Consider the following 19,712-nt stretch of genomic DNA (forward strand, 5'->3'; position numbering starts at 1 on the left):
TCAGCGCGGCTGGTACTCCGGCACCTGCGACTTCAGCCACTCGCGCACCTCGCGCTCGCCGGGCAAGGGACCGGCCTGCTCGATCCACGCGCACACGGCCTGCGGGTCGGGCAACTGGCCGCAGGTCGCGGCCACGCGCAGCTTGGGATGCGGCGTCGGCAGGGTGGTCTCGTCGTCGGCCAGCAGTTCCTCGTACAGCTTCTCGCCGGGCCGCAGCCCGCTGAAGGTGATCGGGATGTCCTGCTCGGTGTGGCCGGACAGGCGGATGAGCATCCGCGCGAGTTCCACGATGCGCACCGGCTCGCCCATGTCGAGCACGAAGATCTGCCCCGACTGCCCCATCAGGCCGGCCTGCAGCACCAGCTGCGCGGCCTCGGGAATGGTCATGAAGTACCGCACGATGTCCGGGTGCGTGACCGTCACCGGCCCGCCGCGCGCGATCTGCGCCGTGAACAGGGGGACCACCGAGCCGCTGGAGCCCAGCACGTTGCCGAACCGCACGGACACGAAGCGCGTCTGCGGATGCTGCGCGGCCACGGCCTGCACCATCAGCTCCGCCAGCCGCTTGCTCGCGCCCATCACGTTGGTGGGGTTGACGGCCTTGTCGGTGGAGATCATCACGAAGCGGCGGGCCCCGCACTCGCCCGCCACCCGCGCCGCGTGCAGCGTGCCGTTCACGTTCGTGCGCAGCGCCTCGATCTCGTTCAACTGCTCCATCAGCGGCACGTGCTTGTAGGCCGCGGCGTGGAACACCACCGCGGGCCGGTGCCGCTGCGCGATCGCCGCCAGCCGCTGCGGCTCGCGCACGTTGGCCGTGTAGTAGACGCCGCGCAGCTGCGGATGCGTCTCGCGCAGCTCCTGCTCGAGCTGGTAGATCGCGTACTCGGACACGTCGACGCACACCAGGCGCGCCGCGCCGAAGCGCGCGATCTGCCGGCACAGCTCGGAGCCGATCGAGCCGCCCGCGCCGGTGACCAGCACGGTCTGGCCGGACAGCATGTCCGCCAGCCCCTCGACGTCCAGGTCCACCGGCGCGCGCCCCAGCAGGTCCTCGAGTTCGACCTTGCGCGGCCCCGTGCTCTCGGCCTTGAGCCACTCGTCGGGGCGCGGCATGGTGAGCAGCGTGACGCCGACCTCGCTCGCGCCCAGCAGCGCGGCGCTCCGCTCGGGCGACCCCGGCGGGCTGGCGATCAGCGCGGTCTGCGCCTCCACCGCCGCGCTCGCGCTGCCCAGGTCGTCGATCGTCGCCAACACCGGCAGGCCCTGGATCGAGCGGCCCACCTCCGAAGCGAACGGGCTGACGATGCCCGCCGGCTTCCACTGCTGCGAGCCCTTGAGCGCCCGCAGCGCGCCCGAGGCGTCCTGCAGCGAGCCGACGATCAGCAGCCGCCGGCCGCCGCCGACGGCAAGCCGGCGCTCGGCCAGCGTGCGCCAGATGGCCCGCGCCGCGCCGAGCAGCACCAGCGACAGCACCGGCTGCAGCAGCAGCACCGAGCGCGGGAAGAACGGCAGCCGCAAGCCCAGCACCACCGCCGCGGTGATCGCCGCGCCCAGGCCCACGCCGAACACGAGTTGCCGCAGCTCCGGCAGGCCGATGTAGCTCCACACGTGCCGCCACACACCGGTGATCGCGAGCGCCGCCGCGTAGCCGGCCAGGGACCAGGGCATCGCCCGGATCGCGAGTTCCTCGAATTCGTCGGGGATGTCCAGGTTGAAGCGCAGCCAGAAGGCCATCCACCACGCCAGCAGCACCAGCGCGAGGTCGGCGCCCGCGGCGAGCAGGACGCGCCTAGGCCAGCGCATCGCGGCGGGACGCGGCATGCAGCGCGCGCCGCAGTTGCCCGATTACCCTGTCGAGGTCGGCCGGCGTCAGGTTCGAGCCCGAAGGCAGGCACAGCCCGGCCTCGAACAGCCCCTTGCTGACGTCCTCGTCGCCGTGCGCGAAATACGGCGCGCCGGCAAAGAGCGGCTGCAGGTGCATCGGCTTCCACACCGGGCGGGCCTCGATCGAATGGCGTTCGAGCTGGCGCAGCACGGCATCGCGGCGCGCCTGGCCGTCGGGGCCTTGCAGCGTCAGGCAGGTGAGCCAGCGCGTGGACACGCTGCCGACCGGCTCCGGCATCCAGCCCAGGTCGGGCAGGTCCGCCAGCGCCTGGCGGTACCGCTCGAAGACCGCGCGGCGCTGCTGCACGCGCTGCGGCAGCACGCGCAATTGCCCGCGGCCGATGCCGGCCAGCACGTTGCTCATGCGGTAATTGAAGCCGACTTCGGCGTGCTCATAGTGCGCGGCGGGCTCGCGCGCCTGCGTCGAGAGCTTGCGCGCGCGCGCGACCAGCGCGGCGTCGTCGGCGACCAGCATGCCGCCGCCGGAGGTGGTGATGATCTTGTTGCCGTTGAACGAGAAGATGCCCACGCGCCCGAAGCTGCCGCTGGGGCGGCCCTTGTACGTCGCACCCAGCGATTCGGCCGCGTCCTCCAGCACCGGGACGCCATGGCGCTGGCAGATCGGCAGCAGCGCGTCCATGTCGGCGCTCTGGCCATACAGGTTGACCAGGATCACGCAGCGCGGCAGCCGCCCTTCGCGGCGCGCCCAGTCGAAGGCGCGCTCCAGGGCCTGCGGCGACATGTTCCAGCTGCCCGGCTCGGCGTCGATGAACACCGGGCGGGCGCCGCAGTACAGGATCGGGTTGCAGCTGCCGACGAAGGTGAGCGACGAGCAGAAGACGGTGTCGCCCGGCTGCACGCCGAGCAGCAGCAGGCCGAGGTGGATGGCCGCGGTGCCGGAGCTCAGGGCGGCGGCATGGCCGACGCCGGCATAGGCGGCGACCTCGCGCTCGAAGCCGTCGACGTGCGGGCCGAGCGGCGCGATCCAGTTGGTGCGGAAGGCCTCCTCGACGAACGCGGTCTCCTCCTCGCCCAGGTGCGGCGAGGACAGCCAGATGCGGCTGGAGAGCTCGCGCCGCAGCACGATGTCCACCGGCCGGCCCTGCGCGTCGAGCACCGGGACATGGTCGATCTGGTGCTGGTCGAGCAGCGCGAGCGCCGCCGGCAACGGCGCCGTGTCGGGAATGGTGATCGGCGCGCCGTGCGGCAGCCGGCCGACGCCGGACTGCTCCGGCACGTGCTCGAGCGCGGCGCGGCGCAGGTCGCCGTCGGTCAGCGTGCGCAGCAGCCGCCCGCCCTCGCCCACCACCAGCAGCACGCCGCGCGCGGTGCGGTTCAGCGCCGCGAGCGCGTCGTGCACGGTGCACTCCGGCCCGATGCACAGGTCGCGGAATTCCTGCTCCGTCATCGCACCCTCCCGGCCGGCACGCCGGCATAGGTGCCCGGCTCCTCGATCGGCCGGCGCACGACGGCCCCGGCCCCCACGATCACCGCGTCGCCCACGTGCACGAGCGGCAGCACCGTGGCGTTGGCCCCGACCAGCGTGCGCTCGCCCACCGAGGCCTGGCCGCCCAGCACGGCATGCGGCGCGATGTGGCTGAAGGCGCCCACGCGCACGTCGTGGTCGACGACGGCGCCGTGGTTGACGATGGCGCAGCGGCCCACTTGTGCACGCGGTGCGACCACGGCCTGCGCCGCGACGAAGGCGCCCGGCTCGATGGCGGCCTGGCGCGAGACGGTGGCAGCGGGGTGGATCACGGTGGCCAGCCGCTGCGCCACGGGCGCGGCCTCGCGGGCGCGAAACTCTGCCGAACCGATGGCGATGTGGAAGACGGCGCCGGGCATCGCCAGCGCGTCGGCCAGGGGCACGAGCGCCACGCCGGGCAGCAGCTCGCCCGAGCAGCGCGCGGGATCCCGGTCGGTGGCGACGATGCGTTGCCAGCTGCCGGCCAGCAGCGCCGCATCGGCGACGACGCACCCGTGGCCGCCGGCGCCCACGATGACCAGGGTCGAAGCTTGCTGCGCTTGCACTTCAGTAGGCGTTGATCTTCTCGAGGAGGGGCCCGCGAAGCGGCAGCTTCGCAAGCAGCGCGGCGATCCGTTCGCCGGCGTGGCCGTCGCCCCAGGGATTGTCCCACGGCCACGGCCCGTGCCCGAGCTGCCGGCGCACCGCCTGCTCGATCGCCGCGGCCTCGCAGGGCACGTCGACCACGTTCGGGCCGTGCAGCCTCAGCCGCTGGCGATCGCCGACGTTCACCACCGGCGTGCCGAAACTCGCCGCCTCGATGATCCCGGACGAGGAGTTGCCGACCATCACGGCGCAGTGCCGCATCGCGGCGACGAAATCGGCGCGGGCCAGGTGCGTCACCCGGCGCGACCCCGGCGGCCAGGCGGCCGCGTCCAGCGAGGCGAGGATGGCCCGGGAGCCCGCATCGGCGTTCGGCTCGAGCCAGAGCACCGGCAGGCCCACCGCGCGCAGCGCCTGCTGCACCGCGCCGGCCTGTGCGCCGGCGGCTTCGGCCTGCTGCACGACGGGGTGGAACAGGGCGAGCACGAAGTCGGGCACCTGCGCCAGGCCCAGTGCGGCCAGCGTTCCGGCGCGATCGGCCGTCCCCTGGGCCTGCAAACCGTCGAGGCCGGGCGCCCCGACCACGAACAGGCGCGAGGCGTCCTCGCCCATGCGCAGCAGGCGCTCGCGTGAATCCTCGGTGGCGACGAGGTGGTAGGTGCTGAGCTTGCTGATTGCATGGCGCACCGGTTCGTCCACGGTGCCCGAGCGCTCGCCGCCGTGCACGTGCACGCAGGCGATGCCCAGGTGCAGCGCGGCGATGGCGCCGGCGAGCATCTCGCCGCGATCGCCCAGCACCAGCAGCAGGTCGGGCCGCTCGCGCTCGAGCAGCGGCGTCAGCCCGCGCAGGCAGTCGGCGATGCCGGCGGCCATGCTCGCGCCCGAGCGCGTGTCCATGTCCAGGGGAATCTGGCCGCAGATGCGCAGGCCGCTGGCGCGGACCTCGTCGACGGTCGCGCCGTGGGCGGCGCTCAGGTGCATGCCCGTCACCGCGATCGACAGGTCCACCCCGGGCGTGTCGGCGATCTGCCGCAGGGTCGACGCCATCAGGCCGAAATCGGCGCGCGTGCCGCTGAGGTAGACGATGCGCCGGCTCACGCCAGGTGCTCCCATTGCAGCACCGTGCCGGCCGCCAGCGCCTGGCGCGCCGTGCGGCCCACCAGGCCGCCGAGTTCGGCGGGCGCGATGCCGGTCGCGGGCCGGCGGCAGGCCAGCATGCCGGCCTCCAGCCGCGCACCCGCGGGGATGTCGACGGCGGCGACGACACTGCGCCGGGCCACCCGGGCCGCATCGCGCTCCTCGGGGCGCGGCGCCTTCACGCCGTCGCCACGCATCGCCTCGACCCGGCGGATGCCGCGCACCATGGCGGCGAACTCGCCCGGCTCCAGCGACGCGCTGTGGTCCGGGCCGGGCAGCGTGCGGTCCAGCGTCAGGTGCTTTTCGATCGCCACCGCGCCGAGCGCCACGGCCGCAAGCGCGGCTTCGGTGCCCAGGCTGTGGTCCGAGTAGCCGATCGGCACGCCCAGCTCGCGCTGCATGGTGTCGATCGCCGTGAGGTTCAGCGCCTCGTCGGGCGCCGGATAGGCCGACGTGCAATGCATCATCACCAGCCCCTGCGTCGAGCCGCGCGCCGCGCTGGCCCAGGCCAGGGCTTCGTGCGCCTCCTCGAGCGTCGCCATCCCGGTGGAGATCAGCAGCGGCAGGTGGGTGGCCGACGCATGCTCGATGAGCGCGCGGTGCGTGAGCTCGCCCGAGGGCATCTTGAGCCGCTGCACGCCCAAGTTCACCAGCAGGTCCACGGCCGCGACCGAGAACGGGGTGGAGAAGAACTCGATGCCCAGCGCGCGGCAGTGCACCTGGATGCGATGGTGCTGGGCGGCGTCCAGCTCCAGCTTGCGCAGCATCTCGAACTGGTCGGCCTCGCCGGTCTCGCGCGCCTGGTAGGCCGCGGTCGGCGCGCCGCGCACCACCAGGTCCTCCGCCCGGAAGGTCTGGAACTTCACCGCGTCGGCGCCGGCGGCCCGGGCCGCCTCGCACAGCTGCAGGGCGAGCGCGAGGTCGCCGTTGTGGTTGACGCCGGCCTCGGCGATCACGAACACGCTCATGCCCTGCCTCCCGCGTGCCGGGCGTGCAGCCACTCGGCCTGTTCGAAATCCTCGAGGTCGTCGATGTCCACCGACTTCCAGCGCGGCATGAGGTGCGGCGCGATGCGCACGCTCCACAGCCCGTGCACCGCCGCATGCGCCAGCGCCTGGCGCCGCCACACGTAGATCGAGCCGTTGAGGGCGAACACGGGCGGCGTGTCCTGCCGGCGGCCCGTGCCGTCGCCCTTGCACAGGTGCACGAAGCCGTCCGCGCCGGGCTCGACCAGGTTGAAGTACGGGTTGTCGGCGGCTTCGCGCACGCTCACCACCAGGTCGGCGCCATCGAGCGCCATCGCCGCCGTGATGTCCGCCGGCTCGCGCAGGGGCGACGTGGGCTGCAGGTCGACGATGCGCGCGATGCGCTGCCCCTGCCCTTCGAGCTGCCGGACCAGGTGCTCGATGACGGGCAGCTTGCCCGCCTGGTCGGTCGCCAGCTCGGCCGGCCGCAGGAAGGGGACTTCGGCGCCCGCCGAGCGGGCGATCGCCGCGATCTCGTCGCTGTCGGTGGACACGTACACGCCCTGGATGCCGGGGCAGGCGAGCGCCTGCTCGATGCTGTGCACGATCAGCGGCTTGCCCGCGAACGGGCGGATGTTCTTGCCCGGCAGCCCCTTGCTGCCGCCGCGCGCGCAGATGGTGGCGATGGTGCGGCCGGCGGCGTTCATGGCGCGAGGAACCGCTGCAGCATCGCCAGGCCCGCATGGGCGCTGCGCTCGGGATGGAACTGGCAGCCGTAGAGATTGTCGCGATGCACGGCGGCACAGAGCCGGTGGCCGCCGTAGTCCACATCGGCCAGCCGCACCGACGGATCGTCGGGCACGGCGGCGAACGAGTGCACGAAGTAGGCCCTCTCGCCCGGCGTGACGCCTTCCAGGATCGTGCCCTCCCAGGGCGCCGCCGGCTGCAGCGGACGCCAGCCGATGTGCGGGATGCGCTGCGGCTGCCCGGCGGTGTCGGTCGCCGGCACCGGCTTGACCCGGCCGGCCAGCAGGCCCAGCCCCTGGTGCTCGCCCATCTCCTCGCCCGCGTCGAACATCATCTGCAGGCCGACACAGATGCCCAGGAACGGGCGGCCGGTGCCGGCGAAGCGGCGCACCAGGTCGTCGAAGCCACGCGCGCGCAGCTCCGCCATGCCGTCGCCGAACGCGCCGACGCCGGGCAGCACCAGGCGGTCGGCCGCGAGCACCTCCGCCGACGCCCGCTGCACCACGCGCACCGAGGCGCCGCAGTGCTCCAGCGCCCGAAGCACGTTCAGCAGGTTGCCGATGCCGTAGTCCAGGACGGTGACGGAGGGGCCGTTCATTGCGGCTGCTCCATCCGCACGTCCAGCCCGGCGGCGCGCGCGTGCTGCTTGATCTCGGCCAGCGACATCCGCTTCCAGTGCAGCGCGTCGGCGATGGCCAGCGCGCTCACGCCGGTGGGCGCGACGGCCGCGATGTCCGCCGGCTGGCCGAAGCCGCCGCTGGCCGTGACCGGCACGCGCACCGCGTCGCACACCTGCTGCACCAGCGGGACGTCGAAGCCCTTGCGCGTGCCTTCCTGGTCCACCGACGTGAGCAGCACCTCGCCGGCGCCGCGATCCACGGCTTCGCGCACCCACGCGACCACGTCGCGCCCGGTGCGCTCGCGGCCGTTGTCGGTGTACGCCTCCCACTTGCCGGGCGCGACGCGCTTGGCCTCCACGCCGAGCACCATGCACTGCGAGCCGTAGCGGCGCGCCACCTCGGTGACCAGTTCGGGCCGGGCGATCGCGGCCGTGTTGATCGCCACCTTGTCGGCGCCCGAATGCATCATGGTGGAGACGTCGTCGAGCGAGCGGATGCCGCCGCCGACCGTGATCGGCACGTACACGCGGTCGGCCGCGCGCTTGATGATGTCCGACAGGTTGTTGCGCTGGTAGAGGCTGGCGACGATGTCGATGAACAGCAGTTCGTCGGCGCCCTCGCGGTAGTAGCGCAGCGCATGCTCGTGGGGGTCGCCCACCACGCGCAGGCCCTCCAGATGCACGCCCTTGATCAGGTTGGGGCCCTTGATGTCGAGCCGGGCGATGATCCGGAGATGGCGCATGGCGGTCAGGAGGGCTGCCACACGGTGTGGCGCAGCTTCCACTGGTCGCCCTCGCGCTTCCACAGGTGCGGCGAGCGGAAGCTGTCGGCCAGCTTCATGAAGTGCGCGCGGTCCATCTGCGGCACCTCGAACATCTTCGAGGCCTGCGGGAAGTCCTTCGGCGTGATGCTCAGGTAGCGGAAGATCTCGTCGGCGAAGCGCTCCGGGAACTCGCCGTCGTAGCGACGCACCAGCGCCACGCCCTCGTCGCGCGTGATGTCGCCCGAGCGGATCTCCTGCGCGGCATCGTAGGTGGCGCGGCCGATGCCGAACTTCACGTACGTCGTGTAGTAGTGGAAGTCGTCGATGCGGTCGTCGATGCTGTTGTACTTGCTGTAGGTTCCGGGCGTGCGCTCGGGCGAGGCCTCGAAGCCGCCGTGCTCCACCGCGTAGTAGTAGCAGCTCTGGGGATGCCACTTCAGGTAGTAGCCCAGGTAGTGCACCTCGACCTGCTTCTTCTCGATCTGCGCCGGGTCGGCCGGCAGGTACGGCAGCAGGTCCTGCTCCTCCAGGCCGTAGTCGTCGTACAGGCTCTGGATCGAGGTGCCGCCCAGGTAGATCTGCGACTTGTCCGACGCGGTGAAGTACGACCAGTCGCGCCGCGCGCTGCTGGTGTCGCCGATCGGGTTGCCGTACTCGGCCTCGTTCTCGCCGTAGATGACGAACGGGATGTCGTGCAGCACGGCCATCTTCGGCGCCAGCGACTTCTGGCCGAAGATGAACGGCTGGAACGGGTGGAACAGGTTCTCCACCGCCAGCCGCGTGAGCAGCCGGTGCACCCGCCCGTTGGGCGTGGTGAGTTCGTTGTCGAAGCCCGCGTGCAGCCACGACTGGAAGTTGCGCCAGCCCCACTCGGTGTAGATGTGCGGCGCCCAGGTCACCGTCAGCGGATGCATGCCGAAGCGCGTCTTGAGCACGTGCGAGGCATAGAAGCTGTCCTTGCCGCCCGAGCCGGGCACCAGGCAGTCGTAGCCGGACTTGCTGCGGAACTTGTCGCACAGCGCGGCGAGCTGGTCCTCGCGCGCCTTCCAGTCGATCGTGGCCTGCTTCTGCTCGGCGAAGCGGCAGGCATCGCAGATGCCCTCGTCGTCGAACGCGATCGTCGCCTTCTTGCTGTCGCGGGTGTGCTGGTACTCCACCGCCGAATTGGGTCGCTGGTTGGAGATCACGCAGCGCTTGCAGAAGTGCACGTAGCGCGGCAGCCCGTAGCGGACGCCGGCCTGCTCCTGGGGGGCTGCGAAGGCGGACAGGTCGGCCGGCCGCGGGGCGGGAATGAGGGGCATGGAGTGGGAGGAGACGAAGGCCGGCGGGAAGGCTGCCAGCGGTGGGCCGATTATAAAAATCCGAGCAGTTGGGCCAGCACGCGCGGCGTGGCGGGCGTGGCGGCTTCGACGGCGGGACGCCTTCCCGTGGCCGCGACCCTGGCGAGCGCGTCCGGCAGGCCGGCCAGGGGCACGGCGGCGTCGGCCAGGCCGAAGCGCGCCAGCGGCATGGCATCGTCGAAGACCGATCCCAGCACCTGCACCAGCCGGGCGCCGGCAAGCCGCCCTTCGAGGCCGACCGTGGAGGTGAGCGTCACCACCGTGTCCACCGCGTGCAGCAGCGCCGGCAGCGGCCAGTCCTGACCGGTCAGCACCACCTGCGGCGTCGACGGCAGCGCCGGTGCGGGCTGGCCGGCGCGGGGGCGCACGCACAGCACGGCGTCCGGCTGCGTGCGCACCCAGTCCAGCAGGGCCTGCAGCACCCGCCCCGGCAGGCCGGGGTCACCCGGGCGGCCATCGAAAGGATGGCGCGCGGGCTCCTCCTGCGCCGGCCACAGCAGCACGCGCCGGCCGTCCCAGCCTTGCCTGGCGCGCAGCCGCGCACCGGCTTGCGCGATCGCCGGGTCGAGCAGCGGATCGAACGCCGGGTTGCCGGTGACCACCACCTCGTCCTCGCGGCGGCCCGCCTGCAGCAGGAAGCGGCGCACGTGGTCGTTCAGCACACAGATGCGGTCGGCGTAACCCGGCTGGCCGATCCAGCGTACCTCGTCGACCGCGAACAGGTCGACCATGCACACCGCGGGGATGCCCAGGTCGCGTGCGGCGAGCACCGCGGCCCGCTCGGCCCGGGGGGAATTGGTGGCCACCAGCAGGTCGGGCCGCACGCGGCCGAGGATGCGGGCGAGCAGCCGTCGCGGCAGGAAGGACTGGCGGCCGTCCCGGGCGTAACGGCGCGCGGCCTCGTCCGGGCCGACCTCGGCCTCGAGCTCGGCGTAGCTCAGGCCCAGGTAGGCATGCGTCTCCTGCGCATCGACCACATGGCCCATCGCGGCGGCAAGCCGCTCGCCGTGGGCCAGCGCGGCTTCGTCGCCGGGCAGGACGAAGTTCTTGACCTGCAGCAGCGGCAGGCCCGCGTCGCGCACGGCCTGCGCGGCCGTCGTCAGGCCGAGGATGCGCACCTGGGCGCGGCCGCTGTCCTGCAGCGCGCGCGCCACGGGCAGCACCATCCGCACGTGCCCGCTGCCGTAGCAGACGAAGAGCGCCTGCTTCATGCGCCGGCCTGCCCGGCCCACAGGGCGAGCGCGGCCAGCGCCCGCAGCTCACGGGTGTGGTTGGCCGCGCCGCTGCGGTGCGCCTCGAGCAGCGCCTCGACGCGGTCGGCGCGGAACAGCCGCTGCAGCAGCGCGCTGCCGCGCAGCAGCCCGGCGAGCCAGGGATAGCTCTCGCGCCGGAACCACTCGCCCACGGGAACGGTGAACATCTGCTTCCTGCGGTAGGCCAGGTCGTCGCCGATCAGCGGCGCCACCGCGCGCTTGTACCAGTGCTTCTTGTCGCCGTCGGGCGCGAGCTTGGTCGCGCCGCGCGAGCGGAACGCCAGTTCCATCATCCGCCAGTCGAGGAACGGCGTGCGCGCCTCGATCGACACCGCCATGCCCATGCGGTCGGGCTTGACCAGGTTGTTGCCCGACAGCAGCAGTTGCATGTCGAGGTAGAGCGCCTGGTTGACGCGGTCGAAATGCGCCGCTTCCTCGAACCACGGCGCCGCGGCGGCGGCGAAGCTGTCGAGCGGCGCCAGCTGCGCCGCGATCTCCGGCCGGTACAGCGCCATCTTCTGCTCGGGCGCGAAGAGCGAGATTGAGTCGAAATAGGCGCGCCGGAAGGCGGTGTCATCCAGCTCCGCGGCCCCCGGGCGGGCGAAGAATTCGGCGTACTTCTCGTACCCGGCGAAGAGCTCGTCGCCGCCGTCGCCGGTGAGCACGACCTTCACGTGCTTCGCGGCCAGCTCGCTCACGCGCAATGTGGGCATGAACGAGGCGTCGCCGTGCGGCTGGTCCAGGTGGTGCAGCACCAGCGGCCACCGGTCGAGCATGTTCAGCTCCGCCACCTCGCTCGTGTGCTCGCAGCCGAAGCGGCGCGCGGCCAGCGCGGCGGGCCCCGATTCGTCGAAGCGCGGGTCGGCAAAGCCGATGCAGAAGGTCTTGACCGGCCGGTCCACGTGGCGCGCCATCAGGGCGACGATGGTGCTGGAGTCGACCCCGCCCGAGAGGAACGCGCCCCACGGCACGTCGGCGCGCAGCCGGATGCGGGTGGCGTCGTCGAGGATGGCCAGGAATTCTTCGGCCCAGGCATCGAAGGCGTGGTCCTGCTCGCGCTGGCGCGACAGGTCCCACCAGCGCTGCACCTGCGCGCCCTGGCGCGTCAGGCGCAGCCAGGTGCCCGGCATCACGTGCCGGATGCCCTGCCACACGGTCCAGGGCGCCGGGATGTAGTTGAACGTCAGGTAGTGGTGGATCGCCTCGAGGTCGATGGCGGGCTGCACGCCCTGCGCCTGCAGCACCGGCAGCAGCGCCTTGATCTCGGAGCCGAACAGGACCTGGCGCCCGTCGTCGCGCACGTACAGCGGCTTGACGCCGATGCGGTCGCGCACGAGGTACACCGCGTCCTCGCGCGCGTCGTCGATCGCGATGGCGAACATGCCGTTCAAGCGGTGCACGAAGCCGATGCCCTCGCGCTCGTACAGGCGCAGCAGCACCTCGGTGTCCGACTGGGTGCGCAGCACCACGCCCTGCGCGCGCAGTTCCTGCGCCAGCTCGACGAAGTTGAAGATCTCGCCGTTCTGCACCACGGCCACCTGGCCGTCGTCCGAGACGAAGGGCTGGTGGCCGCCGCCGATGTCGATGATCGACAGGCGCCGGTTGCCCAGGGCCACGCCGCGGCCCGCGGGCTGCCAGATGCCTTCGTCGTCGGGACCGCGGTGCCGCAGCGACTGCGCCATCGCCTGCACCGCGCCGGCGGGCAGCTCACCGCGGTCGCGGCGCCAGAAGCCGAAGATGCCGCACATGGCTAGTTGCTGCCGCGGCCGCCGAGGCGCCCGAGCGTGAGCCACAGGATGCGCAGGTCGCGCAGCACGCCATGGCGGCGCGCGTAATCGAGGTCGGCGGCCAGGCGCTGCTCGGGCGTCGCCGCCGAGCGCATCGTGGCCTGCGCCAGCCCCGTGATGCCCGGCCGCACGCTGCAGCGCAGGGCCCAGTCCTCGGGACGGTACAGCGCCTGCTGCGCCGGCGTGTCGGGACGCGGGCCCACCAGGCTCATGTCGCCGCGCAGCACGTTGAACAACTGCGGCAGCTCGTCGATGCTGGTGCGGCGAAGCACCCGCCCCACGCGCGTGATGCGCGGGTCGTGGTCGCTGGTGAAGTAGGGGCCGATGCTGGCCGCGTCGCGCACCATGCTGCGGAACTTGTACATCGGGAACAGCCGGCCGCCGAGTCCCGCCCGCTGCTGGCGGAACAGCACGGGCAGGCCGCTCTCCAGGGCGACGGCCGCCGCCGCGGCGAGCAGCACGGGCCAGAGCAGCAGCAGGGCCAGCGACGCGACCACGATGTCCAGCAGCCGCTTCATGCCGCCAGGCGGGCGGCGATGCCATCGATGCTCGCCGCGATGCGCCGCCGGTCGGCCTCGACCTGGTCGGCCGAGCGGCGCGCCAGCCGTTCCTCGGCCTCGCGCAGCGCGGCCACCTGCTGCTCGAACGCCACCTCGCCGTCCTCGCGGTGGAAGGTGCGCGACAGGATCACCGCCTGCGACCCCAGCCGCAGGTGTTCGGCCAGCACGTCGCGGCCCGGCAGCAGGCCCTCGTCGAGACGGGCGATGCCGCCGAAGCCGAACCGCAATCCGTGGTCGCGGGCCGCCGCCGCCACGCGATCGAGCATGCCGGCCGCGAGCGGCTGGAACATGAAGGGCAGCCGCAGCGACAGGTGCAGGTCGTTGAGGCCCACGTAGGCCTCCGCCAGGCCCGGGGTGCCGATCCAGCCTTGCAGCGTGTCCAGCGCGCCGGCGGTCTCCAGCAGCGTCGTCACCGACGCCCGGCCGCGCACGAGATCCGTGAACGCCGCCACCTCCCGCGGCTGGCTGAACATGGGCAGCATGACGACGTCGGGGCCGTGGGCCAGCACGGCGTCGAGTTCCGCGGCCGTGCCCTCGTGGAGCGGATTCACGCGCACCATGAAGCGGCTGCGGCGGGCCACGTCGCGGATGCGGCCGACGTCGTCCAGGCCGTGCCGGCTGATGAAGGTGTCGCGGCCGGCCTGGCGCTCGGCCTTGCCCAGCCGCTCCAGATCGACCCACAGCCGCATGCCCGGCAGGGCGTCGCAGCGGCGCGCGAACGGCACGTCGTTCGTGATCTGGATCAGTTCGAGCATGGGGCCGCGAATTATCGCCGCAGGGCCTGGCGCAACTCGGTGCTGCGCCACAGCGGCAGGCCCACCACCAAGAGCGCGGCGACGGCCCCGGCGACCAGCCCCGCCAGCAGCGTGGACGCGGCCGCGTCGCGCCACGCCAGCGAGGCGCCGACCACCAGGCCCAGCGCCAGCGAAGCCCAGCCGATCGTGGGCCAGGGCAGCCAGTCCATCCGGCGCGGCCCGAGCGCGATCACGCAGCAGGCCGCCACGAGCAGGTAGCCGGCGTTGAGCAGGTGCATGAGGACCAGGCCGTCATGGATGCCGGAGGCGGCGGCCCCGAGCAGGCCGACCAGGGCGACCGCGTAGCCGGCGACCGCCGGCGCCATGCGGCGCTGCGTCGCGAGCACCGTCAGGGCCACCGCGGCGATGGCCTGCGGCAGCAGGCCCCAGCTGCCCGCCAGTCCCCACGCCGCCACCTGCTGCAGCGCGTCGGCCGGCATCCGCCCCCAGCCGAACAGCAGGCGGGCCAGCGCCGGGGCGCCGAGCGCCAGGCCGGCCACCGCGGCGCAGGCCAGCGTCCAGGCGAGCGCGAACGCATGCCGGATCGCGGCGGTGGCAGCCGGCGAGTCACGGTGCTGGGCGAGCGCGCGCGCGATGGCCGGAAAGGCGAGCGAGGCGACCAGCTGGATGGCCAGCACCAGCGGCAGTTCGACCAGCTTCCATGCGTAGTTGAAGACGGCGAGCGCCCCCTCCCCGCCCTGCGAAGCGGCCGAGCGGGCGGCGAACGGCAGGGCCAGCGGCAGCCCGGCGCCCAGCACGGCCCACAGCCAGGCCGGTGCGGGCGGCAGGGCGATCGTCGCGCCAGGCGTGGCGTCCGTGGTTCGCGGCAGCCGCCCGCGCAGCCAGGCCAGCCGCGCGCCCATCGCGGCGAGCAGGCCGATGCCCAGCACGGTTACCGGCGCGCCCAAGGACAGGCCGGCGAGCGCGATCGCGGCGACCAGCACCCCATTGACCACGAGGTTGGCACCGTACATGCCGACGAAATCGCGTTCGTGCTGCAGCCGGGTGGCCCAGAGTGCGGCCAGCAAGGCGGCCGGAATGGCGAGGGCGCTCCAGACGAGGCCCTGCGCGGCGGCCGGCCGCAAGGCCGGCGGCAGGCCCGCCGCCAGCAGGTCCAGCGCCGGCTGGCGGAACAGGGCCAGGGCGGCCGCGGCCGCGACCGCGCCGGCGCAGGCCCACCAGGCCACCCGCCGCTGCAGGCCCGCCACCGCCGGTGCGGGCTGGCCGGCCCAGGCCGGCAGCAGCACGTAGGCCAGCGCGCCGCTCGCCACGACGGAGACGATGAAATCCGGCAGCGCCAGCAGCAGCACGGCCAGGTCCGCCATCCCGCTGCGGCCGAAGGCGGCCGCCTGCGCCGACTCGCGCGCCACCCCGAGCAGCCGGCTGGCCAGCAGCAGGGCCAGGGACAAGGCGCCGGCGCGAAGGAACATGGGCGACCATGATACGCAGCGCGGCGGTGCCGCCCGCGCCGGAAAACTAGAATGCGGGGTTTGGTCCCGCGAGCCCCGCAGCCCCCTTTCCCCCCATGTCCCAGAACCAACTGCCCGCCCCGGCCGCACCGGCCGACGACAACCAGCTGATCGCCGAACGCCGCGAGAAACTCAAGGCCCTGCGCGAAGCCCAGAAGCAGGGCAAGGGCGTTGCATTCCCGAACGATTTCAAGCCCACCGACCAGGCCGGCGCGCTGCACGCGGCGCACGACGCCAAGAGCGCGGAGCAGCTGCTGGAGGAAGGCACGGTGGCGCGGGTGGCCGGCCGCATGATGCTCAAGCGCGTGATGGGCAAGGCCAGCTTCGCGACGCTGCAGGACCAGGGCGGCCGCATCCAGATCTATGTCACCCGCGACGACGTGGGCGAGGAGACCTACGCGGCCTTCAAGCACTGGGACCTGGGCGACATCGTCGGCGCCGAGGGCAAGGTGTTCAAGACCAAGACCGGCGAGCTGTCGCTGCACGCCAGCTCGATCCGCCTGCTGACCAAGAGCCTGCGGCCGATGCCCGACAAGTTCCACGGCGTGGCCGACCAGGAGGTGAAGTACCGCCAGCGCTACGTCGACCTGATGACCGACGAGCAGGCCCGCCAGCGGTTCATCGCGCGCAGCCGCGCCGTCTCGGGCATCCGCGAATTCATGGTGCAGCACGGCTTCCTGGAGGTGGAGACGCCGATGCTCCACCCGATCCCGGGCGGCGCGAACGCGCGGCCCTTCACCACGCACCACAACGCGCTGGACCAGGAGATGTTCCTGCGCATCGCGCCGGAGCTGTACCTCAAGCGCCTGGTCGTCGGCGGCTTCGAGCGGGTGTTCGAGATCAACCGGAACTTCCGCAACGAAGGCATCTCGGTGCGCCACAACCCCGAGTTCACGATGATGGAGTTCTATGCGGCGTACTGGAACTACCGCGACCTGATGGACTTCACCGAGGCGCTGGTGCGCGACGCGGCGCACAAGGCCGTCGGCACGCTGCAGCTGACCTACGGCGGCCGCCCGGTGGACCTGGCCGCGCCCTTCCAGCGGCTGACCATCCGCGAGGCGATCGACCGCCACACCGACGCGGGCGCCGGCGCGGACGACCGCGAGTGGCTCATCGCCGCGCTGAAGAAGCTGGGCCTGAGCGAGGAGAAGGCCCGCCTTTCCGGCCGCTCGCTCGCGAGCCTGCAGGTGCTGTACTTCGAGGAGACGGTGGAGGAAAAGCTCTGGGAGCCGACCTTCATCATGGAGCACCCGACCGAAATCTCGCCGCTGGCGCGCGCCAACGACGAGCGCCCGGAGGTCACCGAGCGCTTCGAGCTGTACATCACCGGCCGCGAGTTCGGCAACGGCTTCTCCGAGCTGAACGACGCCGAGGACCAGGCCGCGCGCTTTGCCGCGCAGGTCGACGCCAAGGACGCCGGCGACGACGAGGCGATGTTCTTCGACCACGACTTCGTGCGCGCGCTGGAATACGGCATGCCGCCCACCGGCGGCTGCGGCGTGGGCATCGACCGCCTGATGATGCTGCTGACCGACAGCCCCAGCATCCGCGACGTGATCCTGTTCCCGGCCCTGCGCCGCGAATGACGATGGGGGTGGCACACACCCTCGGCATCGACTTCGGCACCTCCAACTCCGCCGTCGCCGTCCTGGGCGCCGGCGGCGCGGCGCATGCGGTGCCGCTGGAGGGCGAGGCGACCACGCTGCCGACGGCCGTCTTCTTCAACGCCGAGGACCGCACGGTGCACTTCGGCCGCGAGGCCGTGGGCCTGTACCTGCAGGGCGTGGACGGCCGGCTGATGCGCTCGCTCAAGAGCCTGCTGGGGAGCGCGCTGATGCAGGAGCACACCGCCGTCGGCTGGGGCGAGGTGAGCTTCCAGGACATCATCACCCGCTTCCTCGGCGAGCTGGCCCGGCGCGCCCGCGACCACGTCGGCGAACTGGCGCCGCGCGTGCTGCTGGGCCGGCCGGTGCATTTCGTCGACGACTCGCCCGAGCGCGACCGGCAGGCGCAGGACGCCCTGCAGCGCGCCGCGCTGGCGGCCGGCTTCGCCGAGGTCGGCTTCGAGCTGGAGCCGATCGCCGCGGCCTTCGACTACGAGCGGCGGCTGCAGCGCGAATCGCTGGTGCTGATCGTCGACGTGGGCGGGGGCACCTCCGACTTCACCGTGGTGCGCCTGGGACCGCAGCGGGCCGGCCAGGCCGACCGGACGGCCGACATCCTGGCGACCACCGGCGTGCACGTGGCCGGCACCGACTTCGACCGCCGGCTGAACCTCTCGCAGGTGATGCCGCTGCTGGGGCTGGGCCACACCGGGCCGCAGGGACGGCCGGTGCCCAGCCCGGTGTTCATGGAGCTGGCCACCTGGCACCTGATCAACTTCCTGTACACGCCCAAGGTGATGGCGCAGGTGCGGGCGCTGCGCGTGAACTTCAGCGATGCGCGGCTGCACGAGCGGCTGCTGGCGGTGCTGGAGCAGCGGCTGGGGCACCGGCTGGCCAACGAGGTCGAACTGGCCAAGATCGCCTGCTCGCGCACCGGCGCGCCGGCGCGGATCGACCTGGGCGAGGTCGAACGCGGGCTGGAGGCCACGCTCGATGCGCCGGCGCTGGCGGCCGAACTGGCGCACCTGCTCGAGCGGGTGGTGGACTGCGCGCGCGAGTGCGTGCGGACCGCCTCGGTGGCGGCGCCCGATGCGATCTACCTGACCGGCGGGTCGTCGGCGCTGCGGCCGCTGCAGGACAGCCTGCGCGCGGGCTTTCCGGGCGTGCCGCTGGTCGAGGGCGACCTGTTCGGCGGGGTGGCCGCCGGGCTGGCCTACGCGGCCCAGCGGCGGTAGCCGCCGGCCGGAGCGATCAGGGCAGCGTGCGCAGCGCCTGCATGTAGCGCGGCTGCACCATCAGCTCGTCCCACTCGGGCGCCGGCCCGACCGGCAGCAAGGCCAGCCGGCGCTGCTCGCTGGCCGGCTCGGGCGTCCAGCGGCCCTTGAGCTGCGCTTCGGCCAGGCCGTCCAGCAGCTCGTCGACCGCCCTGCCCTCGCCCTCCGACTGGTTGCACAGCAGCACCATGTCGCAGCCGGCGTGCAGCGCCGCCAGCGCGGCGTCGGTGTAGCTGACCTCGCGGCCCTGGATGCGGCGGGCGCCTTCCATGCTCAGGTCGTCGCTGAAGATGGCGCCGGCGAAGCCGAGCCGGTCGCGCAGCACGGCCTGCAGCCAGCGCGGCGAGAAGCCGGCCGGCAGGCTGTCGACCTTGGAATAGACCACGTGCGCCGGCATGACGCTGGTGAGCGTGGTGTTGAGCCAGCCGTACGGGGCGGCGTCGTCGGCCAGGATGGCCTTCAGGCTGCGCCCGTCGACCGGGATCTCGGTGTGCGAATCGGCCTTGACGAAGCCGTGGCCGGGGAAGTGCTTGCCGCAATTGGCGACGCCCGCCTGCAGCAGGCCGTGCATCAGGCTCTTGGCCAGCAGCGCGGCGACGCGGGCATCGCTGTGGAAGGCGCGGTCGCCGATGACGCCGCTGCCGCCCCAGTCGAGGTCGAGCACGGGGGTGAAGCTGAAGTCCACGCCGCACGCGCGCAGCTCGGCGCCGAGCACGTAGCCGACGGCGGTGGCCGCGTTGGTGGCCGCCAGCGCATCGCGCATCCACAGCTCGCCCAGCGTGCGCATCGGCGGCAGGTGGGTGAAGCCGTCGGTGCGGAAACGCTGCACGCGGCCGCCCTCGTGGTCGACACAGATCAGCAGGTCGGGGCGGACCGACTTGATGTCGGCGCACAGGGCCGCCAGCTGCGCCCGGTCGCGCCAGTTGCGCGCGAACAGGATCATGCCGCCGGTGAGCGGGTGCGCCAGGCGGCGGCGATCGGTGCCGGTCAGCTCGGTGCCGGCGATGTCGAGGATGAGGGGGGCGTGTTCCGTCATGGGGTGGGGGACAGTCGTTCGACCACGACGAAGCTCGCCGCGTAGTCGGTTTCGTCGGTGACGCTCACGTGCGCCGTGAGCCCGCGGGCCGCGAACCAGTCCTTCAGCGCGCCGTGCAGCACGATCACGGGCTGGCCGCTGGGCAGCTTGTCGATCTCGCAGTGGCGCCAGGTCATGGGCATGCGCATGCCCAGGCCGATCGCCTTGCTGAAGGCCTCCTTGGCCGAAAAGCGGGTCGCCAGGTAGCGGATGCCGCGCTCAGGCCAGCGCGCCGCCCGCGCGCGCCAGACGGCCAGTTCGCCGTCGGCGAGGATGCGGTGGGCGAAGCGCTCGCCGTGGCGGTCCAGCGACTCGCGGATGCGCCGCACGTCGCAGATGTCGGTGCCGATGCCGTAGATCATCCGCCGC

18 protein-coding genes are annotated in these 19,712 nt (G+C 72.8%); 2 read left to right on the forward strand and 16 right to left on the reverse strand.

Annotation, left to right across the window (positions count from 1 at the left end; genetic code table 11):
• Genes AC3ANR_RS16065 through AC3ANR_RS16130 form a run of 14 tightly spaced genes read right to left on the reverse strand, consistent with a single transcriptional unit; the run spans position 1 to position 15,348 of the window.
• Positions 1-1,821: a polysaccharide biosynthesis protein gene (locus tag AC3ANR_RS16065; RefSeq protein ID WP_488289111.1), complete on the reverse strand. Its 1,821-nt coding sequence runs from the start codon at positions 1,819-1,821 to the stop codon at positions 1-3.
• Positions 1,790-3,292, reverse strand: a complete 1,503-nt coding sequence (locus tag AC3ANR_RS16070) for a DegT/DnrJ/EryC1/StrS family aminotransferase (RefSeq protein ID WP_488289112.1) — start codon at positions 3,290-3,292, stop codon at positions 1,790-1,792. Before AC3ANR_RS16070 ends, AC3ANR_RS16065 begins: the two co-directional genes overlap by 32 nt.
• Positions 3,289-3,915: a NeuD/PglB/VioB family sugar acetyltransferase gene (locus AC3ANR_RS16075; RefSeq protein ID WP_488289113.1), complete on the reverse strand. Its 627-nt coding sequence runs from the start codon at positions 3,913-3,915 to the stop codon at positions 3,289-3,291. The genes AC3ANR_RS16070 and AC3ANR_RS16075 overlap by 4 nt, the downstream gene beginning before the upstream one ends.
• Before the next feature lies 1 nt (position 3,916).
• A complete protein-coding gene (neuC, locus tag AC3ANR_RS16080; RefSeq protein ID WP_488289114.1) occupies positions 3,917-5,050 on the reverse strand; it encodes a UDP-N-acetylglucosamine 2-epimerase in 1,134 nt (377 codons plus the stop codon).
• Complete coding sequence (gene neuB, locus AC3ANR_RS16085) at positions 5,047-6,057, reverse strand: N-acetylneuraminate synthase (protein ID WP_488289115.1); 1,011 nt, start codon at positions 6,055-6,057, stop codon at positions 5,047-5,049. The genes neuC and neuB overlap by 4 nt, the downstream gene beginning before the upstream one ends.
• Positions 6,054-6,761, reverse strand: a complete 708-nt coding sequence (locus tag AC3ANR_RS16090) for an acylneuraminate cytidylyltransferase family protein (RefSeq protein WP_488289116.1) — start codon at positions 6,759-6,761, stop codon at positions 6,054-6,056. Before AC3ANR_RS16090 ends, neuB begins: the two co-directional genes overlap by 4 nt.
• Entirely contained in the window at positions 6,758-7,399 is a 642-nt protein-coding gene (hisH, locus tag AC3ANR_RS16095; protein WP_488289117.1) for an imidazole glycerol phosphate synthase subunit HisH, read from the reverse strand. Before hisH ends, AC3ANR_RS16090 begins: the two co-directional genes overlap by 4 nt.
• Entirely contained in the window at positions 7,396-8,163 is a 768-nt protein-coding gene (gene hisF, locus AC3ANR_RS16100) for an imidazole glycerol phosphate synthase subunit HisF (RefSeq protein ID WP_488289118.1), read from the reverse strand. The genes hisH and hisF overlap by 4 nt, the downstream gene beginning before the upstream one ends.
• Before the next feature lie 5 nt (positions 8,164-8,168).
• A complete protein-coding gene (locus tag AC3ANR_RS16105; protein ID WP_488289119.1) occupies positions 8,169-9,485 on the reverse strand; it encodes an N-acetyl sugar amidotransferase in 1,317 nt (438 codons plus the stop codon).
• A 50-nt stretch (positions 9,486-9,535) separates the two neighbouring features.
• A complete protein-coding gene (locus AC3ANR_RS16110) occupies positions 9,536-10,735 on the reverse strand; it encodes a capsular polysaccharide export protein, LipB/KpsS family (RefSeq protein ID WP_488289120.1) in 1,200 nt (399 codons plus the stop codon).
• The gene (gene asnB, locus AC3ANR_RS16115; protein ID WP_488289121.1) at positions 10,732-12,525 is read right to left on the reverse strand and encodes an asparagine synthase (glutamine-hydrolyzing); all 1,794 of its coding nucleotides are present in this window, start codon (positions 12,523-12,525) and stop codon (positions 10,732-10,734) included. Before asnB ends, AC3ANR_RS16110 begins: the two co-directional genes overlap by 4 nt.
• A gap of 2 nt (positions 12,526-12,527) precedes the next feature.
• On the reverse strand, positions 12,528-13,082 hold the full coding sequence (locus AC3ANR_RS16120; RefSeq protein ID WP_488289122.1) for a sugar transferase: 555 nt from the start codon (positions 13,080-13,082) through the stop codon (positions 12,528-12,530).
• Entirely contained in the window at positions 13,079-13,879 is an 801-nt protein-coding gene (locus AC3ANR_RS16125; RefSeq protein ID WP_488289123.1) for an aldolase/citrate lyase family protein, read from the reverse strand. Before AC3ANR_RS16125 ends, AC3ANR_RS16120 begins: the two co-directional genes overlap by 4 nt.
• A gap of 11 nt (positions 13,880-13,890) precedes the next feature.
• Positions 13,891-15,348 (reverse strand): lipid II flippase MurJ, encoded by a 1,458-nt coding sequence (locus tag AC3ANR_RS16130; protein ID WP_488289124.1) that lies wholly within the window; start codon positions 15,346-15,348, stop codon positions 13,891-13,893.
• A gap of 95 nt (positions 15,349-15,443) precedes the next feature.
• On the opposite strand from AC3ANR_RS16130, the gene lysS reads away from it, so the two are divergent.
• Together lysS and AC3ANR_RS16140 are read left to right on the forward strand one after the other, a co-directional pair.
• Positions 15,444-16,976 carry a lysine--tRNA ligase gene (gene lysS / locus AC3ANR_RS16135; protein ID WP_488289125.1) on the forward strand — a complete coding sequence of 511 codons (1,533 nt, stop codon included), beginning with the start codon at positions 15,444-15,446 and terminating at the stop codon, positions 16,974-16,976.
• Between the two features lie 2 nt (positions 16,977-16,978).
• Positions 16,979-18,229, forward strand: a complete 1,251-nt coding sequence (locus tag AC3ANR_RS16140; RefSeq protein WP_488289126.1) for an Hsp70 family protein — start codon at positions 16,979-16,981, stop codon at positions 18,227-18,229.
• A 16-nt stretch (positions 18,230-18,245) separates the two neighbouring features.
• On the opposite strand, the gene nagZ is transcribed toward AC3ANR_RS16140, so the two are convergent.
• Complete coding sequence (gene nagZ / locus AC3ANR_RS16145) at positions 18,246-19,304, reverse strand: beta-N-acetylhexosaminidase (RefSeq protein ID WP_488289127.1); 1,059 nt, start codon at positions 19,302-19,304, stop codon at positions 18,246-18,248.
• A complete protein-coding gene (gene acpS, locus AC3ANR_RS16150; protein WP_488289128.1) occupies positions 19,301-19,705 on the reverse strand; it encodes a holo-ACP synthase in 405 nt (134 codons plus the stop codon). Before acpS ends, nagZ begins: the two co-directional genes overlap by 4 nt.
• Positions 19,706-19,712: the final 7 nt, after the last annotated feature.

The organism is Ramlibacter sp. JJN2-2R (genome assembly GCF_057747835.1).

What these genes read in the sequence shown, in the direction of transcription:
- nagZ (WP_488289127.1), bottom strand. Translation starts at nt 19,304, where the DNA reads ATGACGGAACACGCCCCCCTCATCCTCGACATCGCCGGCACCGAGCTG.
- hisH (WP_488289117.1), bottom strand. Translation starts at nt 7,399, where the DNA reads ATGAACGGCCCCTCCGTCACCGTCCTGGACTACGGCATCGGCAACCTG.
- AC3ANR_RS16140 (WP_488289126.1), top strand. Translation starts at nt 16,979, where the DNA reads ATGGGGGTGGCACACACCCTCGGCATCGACTTCGGCACCTCCAACTCC.
- AC3ANR_RS16070 (WP_488289112.1), bottom strand. Translation starts at nt 3,292, where the DNA reads ATGACGGAGCAGGAATTCCGCGACCTGTGCATCGGGCCGGAGTGCACC.
- AC3ANR_RS16125 (WP_488289123.1), bottom strand. Translation starts at nt 13,879, where the DNA reads ATGCTCGAACTGATCCAGATCACGAACGACGTGCCGTTCGCGCGCCGC.
- asnB (WP_488289121.1), bottom strand. Translation starts at nt 12,525, where the DNA reads ATGTGCGGCATCTTCGGCTTCTGGCGCCGCGACCGCGGTGAGCTGCCC.
- neuB (WP_488289115.1), bottom strand. Translation starts at nt 6,057, where the DNA reads ATGAGCGTGTTCGTGATCGCCGAGGCCGGCGTCAACCACAACGGCGAC.
- AC3ANR_RS16090 (WP_488289116.1), bottom strand. Translation starts at nt 6,761, where the DNA reads ATGAACGCCGCCGGCCGCACCATCGCCACCATCTGCGCGCGCGGCGGC.
- AC3ANR_RS16130 (WP_488289124.1), bottom strand. Translation starts at nt 15,348, where the DNA reads ATGTTCCTTCGCGCCGGCGCCTTGTCCCTGGCCCTGCTGCTGGCCAGC.
- AC3ANR_RS16065 (WP_488289111.1), bottom strand. Translation starts at nt 1,821, where the DNA reads ATGCCGCGTCCCGCCGCGATGCGCTGGCCTAGGCGCGTCCTGCTCGCC.
- AC3ANR_RS16120 (WP_488289122.1), bottom strand. Translation starts at nt 13,082, where the DNA reads ATGAAGCGGCTGCTGGACATCGTGGTCGCGTCGCTGGCCCTGCTGCTG.
- acpS (WP_488289128.1), bottom strand. Translation starts at nt 19,705, where the DNA reads ATGATCTACGGCATCGGCACCGACATCTGCGACGTGCGGCGCATCCGC.
- AC3ANR_RS16110 (WP_488289120.1), bottom strand. Translation starts at nt 10,735, where the DNA reads ATGAAGCAGGCGCTCTTCGTCTGCTACGGCAGCGGGCACGTGCGGATG.
- AC3ANR_RS16105 (WP_488289119.1), bottom strand. Translation starts at nt 9,485, where the DNA reads ATGCCCCTCATTCCCGCCCCGCGGCCGGCCGACCTGTCCGCCTTCGCA.
- hisF (WP_488289118.1), bottom strand. Translation starts at nt 8,163, where the DNA reads ATGCGCCATCTCCGGATCATCGCCCGGCTCGACATCAAGGGCCCCAAC.
- lysS (WP_488289125.1), top strand. Translation starts at nt 15,444, where the DNA reads ATGTCCCAGAACCAACTGCCCGCCCCGGCCGCACCGGCCGACGACAAC.